The sequence below is a fragment of the Staphylococcus sp. GDY8P126P genome, assembly GCF_017891965.1.
GTDB classification, from domain to species: Bacteria; Bacillota; Bacilli; order Staphylococcales; family Staphylococcaceae; genus Staphylococcus; species Staphylococcus saprophyticus.
The window spans coordinates 193,748-210,059 of sequence record NZ_JAESKG010000003.1 but is presented as its reverse complement, the minus strand read 5'-3'; the positions used below and the strand labels follow the sequence as shown (position 1 = coordinate 210,059).

Sequence of the window (16,312 nt, the reverse complement as noted above, 5' to 3'; positions counted from 1 at the left end):
ACTTTTTACCCTCTTCCTTTGTTAGCATTTTTACTCGTTTTGTCTTGTTCTGCAATGACTTCTGTTGCAGTACCATCATCTTCCGGTTTATAAACACGTGACTCATCGATGGAACCATTTACGTCACCATGAAAACCGTAGATTTTACGTTTACCACTGTATTCTACGAGTTGTACTTCTTTTTCATCACCAGGTTCAAAACGAACAGCCGCGCCTGCTGGTATATCTAGACGTTTGCCATAGGCTTTTTCATGATCGAATTGTAACGCTGGGTTAGCTTCGAAAAAGTGATAGTGTGAACCAACTTGGATAGGGCGATCGCCTGTATTTTTAACATTAAGGATTGTTGCATTATGCCCTTGATTCACTTCGATTTCTGTACGTTTGACTATAATTTCACCAGGTTTCATAATTTTAATCCTCCTCTAAACGATTGGGTGATGGACAGTAATGAGTTTCGTACCATCTGGGAACGTTGCTTCGATTTCCATTTCAGTTAACATATCTGCAACGCCTTCCATCACGTCATCTTCATTTAATATTTGTTTACCATAGCTCATGAGTTCGGCAACTGTTTTTCCGTCTCTAGCGCCTTCGAGTAACTCGAAACTGATAATAGCTACAGCTTCCGGATAATTTAATTTCAAACCTCGTTGTTGACGTCTGCGAGCTAAATCTGCTGCGATGACCAACATCAGTTTATCTTGTTCACGTTGTGTAAAATGCACAATCTCACTACCTTTCGACAAATTGAATTGTGTACATAAAAAATTATATGTGCACCTTAATAATAAGACGATTAATTTAGAACTACAAGAATAACCCATTACATTTTACAAAATTCAAAAATATTTAAATAAAATCATGATATATATTGCTTTAATTTTTTGTATTTCTCATATATTATTGTTTAAGTCAGAATATATAGAAATCAGGTGACAATGTGGATGCGATTCGAATTGTATTGAAGAATATCTCACAAGTACTACTGCTAAATAATGCATGGACGGGATTGTTGATTTTGCTAGGGCTATTTATAGGTAGCTGGAAGGTGGGTGTGATGGCACTCATAGCGAGCGTCATTGCATTGTTACTAGCAAAAAGGACTAATTATTCAGAAGAAGAAATCAATACAGGATTATCAGGTTTTAATCCAGTATTAACAGCAATTGCATTGACATTATTTTTAGTGCCAAAATGGTACAGTTTAATTATTATTTTAGTTGCAATCATCATTACGATGCCAATCGGTTCTGCATTTAGAGAGTTCTTTAAACCTTTTGGTGTACCTATGTTAACGATGCCTTATGTGTTCGTAAGTTGGCTCATTTTACTTATGTCATTTCAATTTAAATTCGTAAATGCTGATGTAAATATTCTTCCCAATGCGATACAGGAAATTCAATTTTCGGGTCATCATATTCAATTTATCAATGCTTTTTTATCCGGATTTAGTGAAATATTTTTATTGAAAAGTGTGTTAGCGGGCACGTTAATATTAATCGGCATTTTTATAGCATCTAGAAAAGCGGGTGTTTATGCGATAGTAGCCAATTTAATAGGATTTTTAGCAGTGATTGTATTAGGTGCAAATCATGATCAAATTAATGAAGGTTTATTCGGCTATAATGTGATACTCACTGTGTTAGCGCTAGGCATAGCGTTTCGAACTAGAATACAACGACCAATTAGTATCGTTTTAGGTATATTGCTGACTGTGGTCATCCATGCAGGTATGACGACATTATTAACACCCTATGGACTCCCTGTCTTTACACTGCCGTTTATTATCGCAACGTGGATAATGCTATTTGCGGGTAATCAAATGAAAGCGCAAGAAATATAATCATAGGTTATTAATAATGAATGTTATGCAAGATAAAGTCATAAGTATATTTTCTAAGTGATTAATAATTTATTAGAAAGAAGGAATATGAATGAAAAAAATGGTCGCACTATTAGCAACAACAGCGATTGTGTTGGCAGGTTGCAGTGGATCAGGTAATGAATCAAAAGGTAAAACATTGAATGTCGAATTGCCACTAAAGACAACTTCTATAGCACCTTACGAAACAGATGTACCTGTTAAGATAGGCTCAGCAGAATCACTATTTAAAGCAGGTGCGAATGGTAAAGTACAAAAACTTTTAGTAGATACGTATAACCAGAAATCACCAACGCAATTAGATTTGAAATTAAAAGATGACATTAAATTTCAAAATGGTAAAAAAGTAACGGGCCAAGCTGTAAAGGCGAGTCTTGAGGAAAGTATAAAAAAAAGTGATCTCGTTAAAGGCTCATTACCAATTAAAGAAATTAAAGTAGATGGCCAAAATGTAAGTATCACTACCAAAGAGGCTTATCCTGAATTAGTATCTGAATTGGCTAGTCCATTTTCGGCTATTTACGATACAAAAGCGGATAGTGATGTAACGAAAGCGCCTGTTGGTACGGGACCATACCAAATTAAAGATTACAAACAATCTCAAAATATTAAACTAGATCAATTTAAGGATTATTGGCAAGGTAAACCAAAATTAGACCATGTAAATGTTACATATCAAGAAGATGGTAATGCGCGTTCAAGTGATCTAAGTTCAGGCAAAGCCGATGTCATCACAGATGTGCCAGTCGAAAAGGAAAAAACATTAAATCAAGGTGATAAAACGACAACATCTTCAGTTTCTGGATTTAGAACGTCCTTGATCATGTATAACCACACAAGTAAAAAAATGACGAAACCGGTGCGTGAAGCCCTTGACAAAGTTGTGGATAGAGAAAGCATTGCTAAAAATGTCTCCAAGAATCATGCGACACCTGCCACTGGGCCATTTAATACAAAATTAGAGTTTATTGATAAACAACAGGTACAAAAGCAAGATATTGATGAAGCTAAAAAGATAATGGCAGCACAAGGCTACACGAAAGCACATCCTTTAAAACTAACGGTATCAACATATAACGGACGTCCAGAGCTTCCAAAAATGGCTCAAGTACTTCAATCAGATGCTAAAAAAGCAAATATTGATATTACGATTCGTAACGTAGATGATATTGAGGGTTATCTTAAAGACAAGAGCCAATGGGATGCATCAATGTATAGCTTTGGAACGATTCCTAGAGGTGATACGGGTTATTTCTTTAATCAAGCGTATAAGCCTGAGGGTGCAATCAATGCAGGTGGATATGACAATGCGAAAGTAACCAAACTGATTGATCAATTCAATAAAACAGTTGATAAAACTGAACGTAATCGACTAACTAATGAAATTATCGATATTACAGATAAAGATAAAGCCAATAGTTATCTTACTTATATGGATAATATTGTCGGTATGAATAAAAAAGTTAAAAACTTAAAAGCAACGCCTGAAGGCATTTATCTCATTGATTATAAGGTTGATAAAGCGAAATGATATTAAAAAATATACTTTCTAGAATTGGACAAATGATCATTGTATTGTTTGTCCTTTCTACTATTACTTTTATTTTAATGAAACTTACGCCAGGAGATCCTATAGATAAAATATTACATTTGGATGTAGCAAATGTTTCTAGTGATCAAATAGAAGCGACTAAAGCAAAACTGGGGCTAGACCAACCCGTAATCATTCAGTATGTGCAATGGCTCGGGCAAATTATCCAATTAAATTTTGGGACCAGTTATCAAACAGGTGAACCCGTTATCAAAGAATTAATTTACTATACACCGCCAACATTATTTATCGCAGTGATGACAATAGTTGTCGTGTTTGTCGTAGCCATACCATTAGGCATGATTGCAGCAAAGTACTATCATACATGGTTAGACAGTTTAATAAGAAGTGTGACATCTTTTACAGTAAGTATACCGTCCTTCTTCTTGGGTACGATATTGATTTATGTGTTTGCGCAAAAGTGGAATCTACTCCCGTCCTCTGGTCTTGATACAATGGCAGGCTATATATTACCAGTCATTGCATTAAGCGTTGGTATGAGTGCATATTACGTAAGGTTAATGCGTTCAAATTTAGTCGAACTCTACCAATCAAAAGAAGTGGAAGCAGCAAGATTAAGAGGGATGTCTGAACGTTATATATTATGGCAAGATTTATTTAAACCAGCAATTATTCCAATCATTACGGTGTTAGGTATGTCTGTGGGCAGTCTAATCGGTGGTACTGTTGTGATAGAAAATTTATTTGGTATACCAGGGATTGGTCATTTTCTTGTAGATAGTATTCGAGCACGTGATTACCCTGTTGTTCAAGGTGCTGTTATCATGATTGGTTTCTTTGTTGTATTAGCAAATACAATGAGTGATTTACTGTTATTATGGATTGATCCCAAGCGACGATATAACAAGCCAACGGATATTGAACGCATGAAACGTCAGGATGGTGAGTCATTATGAAGCAGATTAACCGACGAAATATGATATTTTATGCATTTGCGGTTTATTTTGTTGTACTTATCATTGCACAGTTTTTTGTATCGTCTCATAGTGCATACGAAGTCAATTTAGGCAGTAGTTTGGAAACGCCAAATTTAACACATTGGTTAGGTACGGATGATTACGGACGTGATTTATTTTCAAGAGTGATTATCGGTGCTAGATATACATTAATCATAAGTTTAATTACGCTGTTTATTACAGTTATCATTGGTGTGCCATTAGGTCTGCTTGCTGGTTATAAGAAAGGTATCGTAGATACGTTCATTATGCGCTTGATTGATATTGGGTTAAGCATTCCTGAGTTTGTATTAATGATTGCATTAGCTAGTTTTTTCAAACCGAGTATTTGGAACCTTGTCATTGCGATTACAATTATCAAGTGGATGACCTATACAAGATTAACGCGGTCAGTAGTTAGTAGTGAAATCAATAAACCATATATACAGATGGCAAGATTATTTCATGTACCGACACATGTCATTATTTTTAAACATTTTATACCGCAAGTGATGCCATCTATTATTGTATTAATGACTGTAGATTTTGGGAAAATTATATTATATATTTCTTCACTTTCATTTTTAGGATTAGGTGCACAACCACCATCTCCTGAATGGGGCGCGATGCTTAATGCAGGCAGAGATTATATTAGTTCCTACCCGTTACTGATTATTGTGCCAGCCTGTTTAATTACTGTTACGATTTTATTATTTAACTTAGCAGGCGACGCGCTGAGAGACAGGTTCTTGAAAGGACAACGTGATGTGAATGACTAATATACTAGAAATAACAAATTTATCTATAGCAGATCGTTTTGGTAATAAGCTGATTCAACACGTGGATTTAGGTCTTAAAAAAAGTAAAGTGAATGTCTTAATTGGTGAGAGTGGTTCTGGCAAAAGTTTAACAGCTAGAGCAATGGTCCAACAGATACCGAACACACTAGATATGCAATACGATTGCATGACTTATGAACATAGTGAGATGTCTGATATGCACAATCTTTTAGGTAAAGAAATTGGTTTTATTTCTCAAAACTATACACACAGCTTTAACGATCATACGAAACTTGGGAAACAATTGATTTCTATATATAAACAACATTACAATACAGATAAAAAAGGTGCGCAAAAAATTGTGGAACAAGCACTATCATGGGTCGAATTAAATCCTTCTCAAATGATGTCAAAGTACCGTTTCAGTCTTTCTGGAGGGCAATTAGCTCGAGTTCAAATTGCTAGCGTATTAATGCTCAATCCTAAGGTCATTATTGCCGATGAACCAATAGCTTCATTAGATGCTGTTACAGGCGTGAGTATTATGAATTTGATTAAACATTTGGCTGAAGTACACAAAGTGACTTTGCTGTTAATAACACATAATCTATCGCATGTATTAGATTTTAGTGACTGGATTCATGTCATTAAAAATGGTGAAATGGTAGAGTCCAATCATATTGATGCTTTTAAAAATAATGATGTTAAACCGTATAGTTTAAAATTATTTAATTCCCGTAGTCGATTAAAGAAAGGGGATTACCATGCTTAATTTAACAGACGTTAGCTTTAGCTATAAACATGAAGCTATTTTAAAAAAGATTCAATTATCCATACAAGCCGACGAGATTGTCGGAATCGTTGGTGAAAGTGGTTCTGGTAAAACGACACTAGCAAAAATAATGCTCGGATTACTTCAACCAACACATGGTGAAGTTATCACGCATAAGGAACGCGTTTTACCAATATTTCAACATGCTGTAGATAGCTTTAATCCTAAATTTAAAATTAGAAAATCTATGGAAGAGCCAATAAAGTATCAACGTAGAGGGGAATCACAAAAGGCGGCGCAACGCTTGTCTGATTTAATGGTCTATATGCAATTAGATACAAAATTGATGGATCGATTGCCTGAAGAGTTAAGTGGTGGCCAATTGCAGCGTTTTAATACGATACGTACATTAATGTTAGAACCTGACATACTTATTTGTGACGAAATTACAGCAAGCTTAGATGTCATTGCAGAACAACGTATGATTGATATATTAAGGCATTATTATAAAACAACACATAAAAGCATGATATTAATATCACATGATCTTGCGTTTCTAAATCAAATTGTTAATCGATTCATTGTAATGAAAAATGGTGAAATTGTAGATGATTTTGAAACTAAAGATTTATTTAATGTTACGCGTCATGAATATACTAAAACACTACTTTCTATTTATTAGAAAGTAGTATTTTTTTAAATTTCGATAATAAAATATATTTAAATTTCGATAATAAAATATATTTAAATTTCGATAATAAAATATATTTAAATTTCAAAAATAATGCGTGATATATGATTGAGATTAATATATAATAATGTATAATTGAGAATAAGATGAGAAAAGGGGAAAGATAAATGAAAAAATTAATATTTCCGTTGCTAGCACTGATGTTAATACTAGCGGCGTGTGGCAATAATTCAAGTGATGACGCTTCGAAAAAGGATAAAGAAGAAAAGACGTATACACAAGATTCAGGTAAAAAAGTAAAGATACCTAAAGACCCTAAACGTATCGTAGTGTTAGGTGCAACATATGCAGGTGGATTGAAAGAACTTGATGCAAATATCGTGGGTGTCGCAAACATTGTAGATGATAGTAAAGTGTTAAAAGACAAATTTAAAGATGTTGATAAAGTAGATGCTGAAAATGTTGAAAGTGTAGCGAAACTTAAACCAGATTTGATTATTACATACAACACTGACAAGAATTTGAAAAAATTAAATAAAGTTGCACCAACTATTGCTTTTGATTATATGAAACATGATTATAAAGAACAGCATAAAGAGTTAGGTAAAATCGTAGGTAAAGAAGATAAAGCAGAAGATTGGATTAAAGACTGGGAAGAAAAAACAAAAGATGATGGTAATGAAATTAAAGATGCCATCGGTGAAGATACAACTGTATCTATCATTAAAGATTTCGACAAAAAAATCTATGCATTAGGTAAAACATATGGTCACGGTAGTGAAATTCTATATGATTCATTTGGTTTGAAAATGCCTGAAAAAGTAGAAAAAGCGACTAAGAAAAATGATTTAGCTGATATATCTGAAGAACAAATTCCTGAAATGTCAGGAGATTATGTTGTTACACCAGTTGCCAAAGGTGCAGATTTATCATTCGAAAATAAAGATATTTGGAAAAATACAGAAGCGGTTAAAAATGGTAAAACATTTAAAGTGGATGAAGGTATCTACTGGTTAAATGATCCATATTCATTAGACTATGAACGTAAAGACTTAAAAGAAAAATTATTAAATCATTAGTCATTTAAAACAAATTAGTTAGTGAAGTAAACTTAAAACTGTCGCCAAAGTTGTTAAACTTTGCGGCAGTTTTTCTATTTGATTGAGTATGTCAATGTGTATCAATGGTCATTATTTTGGTAACAGCGCTAAGATGATAAAGAAAGATGCATATGTCATAGTTTTTGAGCTAAACATTATAAGGTGACATCCTATATTAAGACAAAAAATGTATTTATAGAATTAATTAAATAAATGTTATCATTTACATAAATAAAATCACATTGTATTAAAACGATGCTTATATCTTTGGGAGGATACGATGAAAAAACAACAGAAAATTGATAATTGGGTACAGCTCACGAAATATGTAAACTATATCGATACGATGATTGAGAAAAAATTGAAGCAAGAATACAATTTGAGTTTAAAAGAGTTTTATGTGTTGTATGAGATTTACAAAGCTAAAGGGAAAAAATATAAAATTAATGATTTGATTAAAATTGTAGATTTAAGCCAAAGTGCAATGTCACGTTTAATTGTAAGAATAGAAAAGCCAACGAAAGCATTAGTAGTGAGACAAGAATGTCTTGAAGATCACCGGGCGATGTATATTTATTTAACTGAGGAAGGGCAGGACATTACTGAAAAAGCTTTGAACACGTATGAAAGTCTGATCTCAAAAGTGAGCTTTTCTAATATTCGTAAGCTTTCTCAAATAGATAGTATAGATTAATGGTGTATGTAAGCTATAACGATAGCTGTGTTGATAAATAAACAGCAGTATAAATATTTGGTTGAATGATAAAACGAGTGTTTTATAAATAAAAGGGCTAAAACACGTATGCATGTTTTAGCCCTTTTTATTCGTATTATTAAGATTGACGTTTTTTAGAATGCTTCACACCATATAGAAGGTAAATGAGCAACCCAATAATAAACCAGATGAGTGTGTATAATTTTGCTTCAGCACCTAAGCCCCAGAATACAACAACGACACTGACAAACGTGATGATTGGCATAACAGGGTAGAATGGCATTTTAAAAGCTGGCATCGGAATATCTTTTCCTTCTCTTGGGCGTAACCCAAAAATGCCAATGGAAACAAACATAAATGCGACCAAGGTTCCTGCAGAAATTAACTGCGCAAGGAAGGCGAATGGGAACATAGAGCCAATGATAACTGCAATCATGGTTAAAATAATTAATGAACGATTAGGTAAATTTTTCTTGTTTAGTTTACCTAACCAAGAAGGTAATAAACCATCACGACCAAAGGAATATAATAGACGTGAGCCAGCTAACATCATTCCAATAAGGGCTGTGAACATACCAATAACAGAAATTGCTTGCACAATAGCTGCCACAACACCAAAACCACTTTGTCTTAAGGCCCAACCAACAGGTTCAGCATTATCAGCATAAGCTGAATAAGTAAACATACCTACAAGGACAAGTGATACTGCGACAAATAGAATGACAGCTATTGCTAATGACCCTAAGATACCGCGAGGCATTGTTTTTTGTGGATTAATTGCTTCAGCCGAATTTGCTGCAATTGAATCAAAACCAATATATGCTAAGAATATCATTGATACACCTGCATAAATACCTTGCCAACCACCAAAGGAACCTGTTTCAGTTACTTTATGTTCAGGTATAAATGGTACATAATTGCTTAAATCAATAGCGGTTAAACCTACTACGATAAATAGTAAAACAGCTAAAACTTTAATTACAACGAGTATATTTTCAATACGTGCTGCTGCCGAAACACCATATGACAAGAGACAAGCAGTAAGTAAAATGACCACAGCGGCAACGATATCAATGATGCCTCCATCTGTCCCTAATGTATTGGATAATGATTTGGGTAATTCAATCCCTAATGGTGAGACGAGACCACGTAAATTTGCCGAAAAACCAGAGGCAACAAAGGCGACGGCTATAAAGTATTCAGCTAACAATGCCCAACCGGCAACCCAACCGAATACCTCCCCAAATACGACATTAATCCAAGAATATGCTGAACCAGCAAACGGCATTGCCGATGACATTTCAGCATAAGCAAAAGATACGAGACCCGCTACAACTGCAGCTAATAAGAACGAAAGTGCAACTGCTGGCCCAGTATGCTGTGCTGCGACTACACCTGGTAATGTAAAAATAGAAGTTGAAACAATGGTACCAACACCTAAAGCAAGGAAATCTTTTACACGTAATGTTCTATTTAAATGTGCATCCTTCACTTGATAGACGGAAGGATCTTCTCTTTTTAAAATCTTATTAAAAAAACCTTTCATAATGAACCTCTCCCAATGAATACTATATCGTAAAACTTAATAACTAATTTATGATAATGTATATCATAGCACATATATATCTAAATATTCAGAAAAATATTATAAAAATATGTGTAAATATACACAAAATACCACTTTTATGTGAACCTTTGTTAAGCAGTGTTTAATACCAGTAGATAATTACCTAGAAATTTTTAGAAAAGTGATAATAAAGCTAATTAACACATACTTTTAGCAGCGCATTAATATTTTCAAAAAGTATTTTTATTTAGCCTCATTATAATAGAATGCTCTGATGAAAAATAATTTATACATCCCGAAAGTTAGGCACATGGTCTTAACTTAAAGGATGTATTTTTATTTATATTAAAAACAGTGATTTATAGTTTTATTCAAGTGCAAATGGTAAGCTAATATTAAATTTGAGATTGAATGAAATAGGGGGGATTTATGATGAATATACAATCATCATGGCTTAATTTACCAGTAAAAGATTTAAAAGCGAGTGCGACTTTCTTTGAAAATATTGGGTTTACGATTAAAAAGAATGAAGCTGTTTTAGACAAAATGAGAGGTATTGAAACAGCAGATCATAAAATCATTATGTTAATTGAGCAAGGTCAATTTGAAAAAGTGGCGCAACAATCTGATATAGGTAGACATGAAGCATTGGTTTCAGTTTCTGTAAAAGAGGCAGCAGAGGTAGATGACTTATTAAATCTTGTTGAAACAGCAGGTGGAAAAGTACTTCAACGTGGTACAAAACATGAAGGCTTTTATGGTGGTCTATTTAGCGATATTGATGGACACTTATTTAATATTATCGCAATGTAATTTAAACTATAACGTAAACATTTATATACAGTATTGAAGGGAGTATCAGTATGATAAAAGCAATTGCGGTAGATAAAGATGGTACATTTCTTAAATCTGACCATACCTATGACAAAGCATATTTTGATCGTTTATATCAAAAAATTGTACAGCAAAATATAAAATTTATCGTAGCTAGTGGTAATCAATATGCACAGTTACGCTCATTTTTTCCTGACAAGGTAGATAATATCACTTTTGTAGCAGAAAATGGCGCGGTAACTTATCAAAATGATGCATTGTTGACAGCACATTATTTTGACCAACAACTCATATTTGAAGTTTTAGAAATGATTCATCAAACGTATCATATCAGTGATGTTGTTTTAAGTGGTATACATTCAGCATATGTAAGTGATGAGAGTAGCGACGAATTCCTAAATTTTATACGAAATTATTACTATGATATCAAAAAAGTAGCTTCATTTAATGAAATCACAGAGGATCACTTTGTAAAAATAGCTTTACGGATTAAAGATGAAGACTTGGTTAAGCAAGTGACTAACGAAATAGAACAACGTTATAAAGGGAAGATACGTGCAGTGACAAGTGGAAATGACAGTGTGGATTTAATCTTACCTAGTGTGAATAAAGGCGTTGCAATCAAAGAATTGTTAAAAGAATGGGACATACAGCAGGACGAATTACTCGCGTTTGGTGATGCCAATAATGATTTAGAAATGCTCGGTTTAACCATACATAGTTATGCTATGGCAAATTGCAGTGATGAATTAGCAGCGATTGCAAAACATCGGGCACCGTCTAACGATGAATCAGGTGTTTTACAAGTGATTGAACGATATCTTCAACAATAGGGCATTTAATAATAAAACTCAATTTCAGTTATACCTGCCAATGAATAGAGGCGAATTATAACTGAAATTGAGTTTTTATTTGCTAATTTACAATTAATACAGGTATGTCAACATTACTTGCAATTTTGTGTGTAACGTTACCAAGTATATTCTTGATATCAGATTTTTCACGCGTATTACTCATTACGATAATGTCATATGCATTTTCCTTCACTTCAGTCAAAATCGCTTGTTTAACATAACCTGCGCTAAATTTAACCGTGACAGTTAAATCGAGTGCTTCTAATTGTTGAATGAAAGGTGAGAGCACTTCGTTCTTCTCGTTTGCTAAATCTTCAAAATGCTTATTATCGTAACGTACCGACGTTTCAAGTTCACCTTCTGGAATAACATTAAATACTGTAACTTCAGCATTTTCAACGCCATTGGTTAAATTTTCCAATTCTTTAGGGACGTTATTGAACGAATTATCAAAGTCGTAAGCTAATAATATTTTCTTATACATGATAGCGCCTCCTTTTTATTCATATACCCTATTAAAAATAAAGTAATAATTTAATATTGATGATTAAGTGATTGCTTAAATAAATAGGATGACGCTTGTTAGCATAGCGTTATTTTACATCTAAACCGATAATTTCGTTAACATTGTTGTAGCCATTTGATTTAAGATAATGTGCTAATTGTTTATTCAATTTCTGAGTTAGTCCTGGACCTTCAAATACTAAAGCACTATAAATTTGAACTAGTGATGCACCTTGGCGCATCATTTTTATGACATCTTCTGCGTTGAAAATACCACCAGTTCCGATAATTAAAAATTGGCCATCTGTTTGTTTATAAGCATAAGAAATGAGTTTAAGATTACGCTCGAATAGTGGTTTGCCACTTAAACCGCCAGTTTCTTCACGATGATTTGAATGCAGTGCTTCACGTTGTTGTGTTGTGTTGGCTAGTATAATGCCATCAAAAGTTTGCGTAATTGGTGTTAACATTGCACCAAGACCATCTAAAGATAAATCAGAAGTTAATTTTATGAAAATAGGAACATTAAGGCTTTCTTTATGTTTATATGTCTGAATAGCTTCGCATAATTGCGAGAATTCATCTTTATCATGGAAGCTTTGTAAATTTTCTGTATTAGGTGAGCTGATGTTGACAGTAAAGAATGTGACGTCGTTTTTAAACGTATCAATCACTTTGATGTAGTCTTCATAACGCGCTTCATAAGGTGTGGATTTATTTACACCAACATTTAAACCGACTGGAATTTGATAACGATGCTTGCGTAAATAACTTAAAGCTTTATTCATACCTAAATTGTTAAATCCCATGCGGTTAATGAGTGCTTGATCTTCAACTAAACGATACATACGCGGTTTTGGATTACCTGGTTGTGGTTTAGGCGTTATACCACCAAGTTCAATTGATCCAAATCCTGCATTTTCTAAAGCTTTAGGAACTTCACAAGATTTGTCGAAGCCGGCTGCTAAACCAATAGGATTCGCAAAGTGAATGCCTTTGAGGTTTTGGTTTAATGAGTCGTTTTCGTAATGAAAGATTTTTTTAATTACAGGTAATAATTTTGGATGGTTTTGAACAAATTTAAGCGCGTCTATCGTCATTCCATGCGCTTTTTCAGGATCGAATTGAAATAACATTGGTTTGATGAGTTTATACATATAGTGATCGCTCCATTTATCAAATTTAATTAAAAATATTTATGTATCTTAAGTTCAATATGTAAAAAAGCTGAATTGAAAATGATGTCTTTAATAGACTAGCATTTTACGGAATATATGCCTAGACCAAATAAAAATAATTAATAGAAGTTTCACAGAAATCATTGGGTAGGTTTGTATGATTAAGTAGATGAGAAAAAGGAAATAATCATATATAACTTAATTTTAAGAGATTAGTGGAGGGATGATTCATGAATCAAGCGTGGCAATCACAATTGCCTTTAAGTCATATTAAAAATATCGTTCCTGTAAGTGGTGGAGATGTTAATGATGCATTTCGTATTGAAACGGATCAGGAAGATTATTTTCTACTAGTACAACGTAAGAGAAAGTCAACTTTTTTTGATGCCGAAATTGCAGGGCTCAATTTATTTGAAAAAGTCGGTATTACTGCACCGAGAGTCATTGATAGTGGAGAAATTGAAGATGACGCTTATTTACTATTAACTTATTTAGATGAAGGCGTGTCAGGTAGCCAAGAAGCATTAGGACAACTTGTGGCGCGTATGCATAGCGAGCAACAAGCAGATAATCAATTTGGTTTTGATTTACCTTATGAAGGTGGCGATATTTCATTTGATAATAGTTGGACGGATAGTTGGATTACCTTGTTTGTAGAAAAACGCTTAGATAAGCTCAAAGATAGATTGGTGCAACAAGGATTATGGGGAGACGCAGATGTCACTCAATATCAGGCAGTACGTCGTGTGATTGTAAATGAATTAGAAAGTCATAATAGCAAACCTTCATTATTACATGGCGACTTATGGGGCGGTAATTACATGTTTTTAACAGATGGTTCACCAGCGCTATTCGATCCTGCACCATTATATGGGGATAGAGAATTTGATATAGGCATTACTTCAGTGTTTGGAGGATTTACGCAAGCATTTTATGACGCTTATCATAAGCACTATCCACTGAGTGAGGGAGCAGATGTGCGCTTAGAATTTTATAGATTGTATCTTTTAATGGTACATCTAGTTAAATTTGGTGAAATGTATGCAGGTAGTGTTGATCGTTCAATGCAAAAAATATTAAATAAATAAATTAAGGAAGTGGGATAGAAATCAAATTTTCTAATAGAGATTTCGTATGCCTATCTATGCAATCAAGGCAAGGATGACTCGGATAAAGGTTTGCCTGAGCTAACGTTCATACATCAATCTCACTAGCATTTTTATGTGGCATAGCTAAGTTTCAGCTGATACATCAGAATGATTTGTGTCCGTAAAAATGAAAACATCGTTTCTTTAAACAAGTGAGACGTTACATTTTCAATTCAGTCATCTACTGCCTAAACGAAAAAGAGCCTGAGGCATCTAATTATGTCTCAGGCTCTTATTCATAACAATCAAGTATCTCTAGATGATTCATTTAAATTAATCTATATCAAGTGTACCCATTTCTTCTCTTAATTGGTAAACTTTGTCTGGTGTCACGTCTTCACCTAAAGGATCGACTACTTTTAACGTTGAAAATGTATGGATTACTTGTCCACGTATCATTTTCAAATATTCTTGTCTCAAAGTTTGTTGTTCTTCTTTTTCTTCAATGCTTAACGTTTCTATTTTTTCTTTATTTGCAAGTTCATTAATTCTGTCTAGTAATGTCATTGTTTTTTTCCTCCTGTGATAAATGAGGTGGGAAGTGTGGAATAATATAATCGCCGACCTCAGTTAATAGTGATTTATATGGTCTATCATTAGATGTTAAATGCAACATTATATGATTTGTACCGATTTTTTCATATGATTTTAAAATGTTTAATAAAGTATTTCTACCTAAACGGTAGCCACCTTTAATTGGTTTAACGAGTTCATTAGGATTTAAAGATAAGTCGATAACTAATGGATGCATAAATGGTTTGAATACATCATTGTTATGCCATTCTTTTAATAAAGCTTTTTGTTTTTGAAATGGTTGTGGATAAAACATAAGGCCATCCATATTTTTCTTAATCCAGGAGAGTTCCTGTCGCGAATATCCTGTAGCAAACATGGGTATATGATTGTGTTTTGGCAATATTTGAAGACCTGAATCTTCATATAATTCAAATATTGAATTTGATATTTTTGGCGAATGTGATTGCCACAAATCATTCATTGCATAGATCGCATCCTGGAATTGCTTTGATAATTGCGTTTCTTTTATCTTGAAAGCTGGAAACTCAAATGGACGATCTCCTGTTGCTAAACCTAATAAAAATCGCTCGTCTGATATCAAGTCAAGAGAAGTTGCAGCTTTAGCTGTATGAATTGGATGACGCAATGTAGCAACAATACTAGATGTTCCGAGAGCGATTTTCGATGTTTTAGCGCTTAAATAAGATAAAAATACAAACGGATCGTAGTTTGTCGTTACATTACCTAAATGTGGACTATAAAGTGGATTATCTCTCACAAAAAGGCTTGTAAATCCAAGATTTTCAGCATACTGTGCTAAATCAACTTGATTTTCAAACGACAATGCGATGTTTTCAGAATTATCAAAAGGCAGCATTAAACCCAAAGTTAAATGGCCTTGTTGAAAAGTCCGTTTGAAACCATTGTGTTTTTGAATTGTTGTCACGTCTATCCCTCCTTAACTTGTATTTACAACACTTGATAACTAACTAACACTTGTTGTATAAATGCATTGTATACTGATTTGTTAACTAATGCAAACAACATGTTTATGCATATATTGTCTAAACAACAAAAATGAAATTGTGTTGTTTATTCACTAAAAAAGTCAGTTGAATTTAAATGATATTTATTATTTTAAAAGCTAAATTTCTAAAACGATAATACAATTATTTGATTATTATCCGAAAATTCATTAAATTGAAATAGAAAAAATTTTGAT

18 protein-coding genes are annotated in these 16,312 nt (G+C 33.5%); 11 read left to right on the top strand and 7 right to left on the bottom strand.

The genetic code is table 11. From position 1 onward, the window contains the following. Positions 1-5 precede the first annotated feature (5 nt). Together KA893_RS06320 and KA893_RS06315 are read right to left on the bottom strand one after the other, a co-directional pair. Complete coding sequence (locus KA893_RS06320; protein ID WP_002482219.1) at positions 6-410, bottom strand: urease subunit beta; 405 nt, start codon at positions 408-410, stop codon at positions 6-8. Positions 411-425: 15 nt separating this feature from the next. Continuing rightward, positions 426-728, bottom strand: a complete 303-nt coding sequence (locus KA893_RS06315; protein ID WP_011302251.1) for an urease subunit gamma — start codon at positions 726-728, stop codon at positions 426-428. A 215-nt stretch (positions 729-943) separates the two neighbouring features. On the opposite strand from KA893_RS06315, the gene yut reads away from it, so the two are divergent. The 8 genes from yut (at position 944) to KA893_RS06275 (ending at position 8,468) form a co-directional block, all read left to right on the top strand. Further along, positions 944-1,846: an urea transporter gene (gene yut, locus KA893_RS06310; RefSeq protein ID WP_002482221.1), complete on the top strand. Its 903-nt coding sequence runs from the start codon at positions 944-946 to the stop codon at positions 1,844-1,846. A gap of 91 nt (positions 1,847-1,937) precedes the next feature. Next, the gene (nikA, locus tag KA893_RS06305; protein ID WP_002482222.1) at positions 1,938-3,416 is read left to right on the top strand and encodes a nickel ABC transporter substrate-binding protein; all 1,479 of its coding nucleotides are present in this window, start codon (positions 1,938-1,940) and stop codon (positions 3,414-3,416) included. Beyond that, the gene (gene nikB / locus KA893_RS06300) at positions 3,416-4,393 is read left to right on the top strand and encodes a nickel ABC transporter permease (RefSeq protein WP_370490318.1); all 978 of its coding nucleotides are present in this window, start codon (positions 3,416-3,418) and stop codon (positions 4,391-4,393) included. Before nikA ends, nikB begins: the two co-directional genes overlap by 1 nt. Next, the gene (nikC, locus tag KA893_RS06295) at positions 4,390-5,211 is read left to right on the top strand and encodes a nickel transporter permease (RefSeq protein WP_069821628.1); all 822 of its coding nucleotides are present in this window, start codon (positions 4,390-4,392) and stop codon (positions 5,209-5,211) included. The genes nikB and nikC overlap by 4 nt, the downstream gene beginning before the upstream one ends. Next, positions 5,204-5,983 (top strand): ATP-binding cassette domain-containing protein, encoded by a 780-nt coding sequence (locus KA893_RS06290; RefSeq protein ID WP_194375839.1) that lies wholly within the window; start codon positions 5,204-5,206, stop codon positions 5,981-5,983. Before nikC ends, KA893_RS06290 begins: the two co-directional genes overlap by 8 nt. Further along, a complete protein-coding gene (locus KA893_RS06285; protein WP_210125634.1) occupies positions 5,976-6,665 on the top strand; it encodes an ABC transporter ATP-binding protein in 690 nt (229 codons plus the stop codon). Before KA893_RS06290 ends, KA893_RS06285 begins: the two co-directional genes overlap by 8 nt. 176 nt (positions 6,666-6,841) lie before the next feature. Then, positions 6,842-7,753 (top strand): ABC transporter substrate-binding protein, encoded by a 912-nt coding sequence (locus tag KA893_RS06280; protein ID WP_037537566.1) that lies wholly within the window; start codon positions 6,842-6,844, stop codon positions 7,751-7,753. A 301-nt stretch (positions 7,754-8,054) separates the two neighbouring features. Then, on the top strand, positions 8,055-8,468 hold the full coding sequence (locus KA893_RS06275) for a MarR family winged helix-turn-helix transcriptional regulator (RefSeq protein WP_002482229.1): 414 nt from the start codon (positions 8,055-8,057) through the stop codon (positions 8,466-8,468). Positions 8,469-8,607: 139 nt separating this feature from the next. Here the strand turns inward: KA893_RS06275 and KA893_RS06270 are convergent, their stop codons facing one another. Next, on the bottom strand, positions 8,608-10,035 hold the full coding sequence (locus KA893_RS06270; RefSeq protein ID WP_069821627.1) for an APC family permease: 1,428 nt from the start codon (positions 10,033-10,035) through the stop codon (positions 8,608-8,610). Between the two features lie 450 nt (positions 10,036-10,485). On the opposite strand from KA893_RS06270, the gene KA893_RS06265 reads away from it, so the two are divergent. Beyond that, the gene (locus tag KA893_RS06265; RefSeq protein ID WP_002482231.1) at positions 10,486-10,869 is read left to right on the top strand and encodes a VOC family protein; all 384 of its coding nucleotides are present in this window, start codon (positions 10,486-10,488) and stop codon (positions 10,867-10,869) included. Between the two features lie 50 nt (positions 10,870-10,919). Next, positions 10,920-11,723, top strand: a complete 804-nt coding sequence (locus tag KA893_RS06260) for a Cof-type HAD-IIB family hydrolase (protein WP_002482232.1) — start codon at positions 10,920-10,922, stop codon at positions 11,721-11,723. Between the two features lie 82 nt (positions 11,724-11,805). Here KA893_RS06260 and KA893_RS06255 read toward each other — a convergent pair whose 3' ends face one another. Continuing rightward, positions 11,806-12,228: a universal stress protein gene (locus KA893_RS06255; RefSeq protein WP_002482233.1), complete on the bottom strand. Its 423-nt coding sequence runs from the start codon at positions 12,226-12,228 to the stop codon at positions 11,806-11,808. Between the two features lie 109 nt (positions 12,229-12,337). Continuing rightward, a complete protein-coding gene (locus tag KA893_RS06250; protein WP_041079408.1) occupies positions 12,338-13,405 on the bottom strand; it encodes a quinone-dependent dihydroorotate dehydrogenase in 1,068 nt (355 codons plus the stop codon). 251 nt (positions 13,406-13,656) lie between these two features. Here KA893_RS06250 and KA893_RS06245 point away from each other — a divergent pair, with 251 nt between their 5' ends. Beyond that, positions 13,657-14,514: a fructosamine kinase family protein gene (locus KA893_RS06245; RefSeq protein WP_115338360.1), complete on the top strand. Its 858-nt coding sequence runs from the start codon at positions 13,657-13,659 to the stop codon at positions 14,512-14,514. A gap of 333 nt (positions 14,515-14,847) precedes the next feature. Here the strand turns inward: KA893_RS06245 and KA893_RS06240 are convergent, their stop codons facing one another. Both KA893_RS06240 and KA893_RS06235 read right to left on the bottom strand, forming a co-directional pair. Next, entirely contained in the window at positions 14,848-15,081 is a 234-nt protein-coding gene (locus KA893_RS06240; RefSeq protein ID WP_002482236.1) for a DUF896 domain-containing protein, read from the bottom strand. Then, a complete protein-coding gene (locus KA893_RS06235) occupies positions 15,059-16,036 on the bottom strand; it encodes an LLM class oxidoreductase (RefSeq protein ID WP_002482237.1) in 978 nt (325 codons plus the stop codon). Before KA893_RS06235 ends, KA893_RS06240 begins: the two co-directional genes overlap by 23 nt. Positions 16,037-16,312 lie beyond the last annotated feature (276 nt).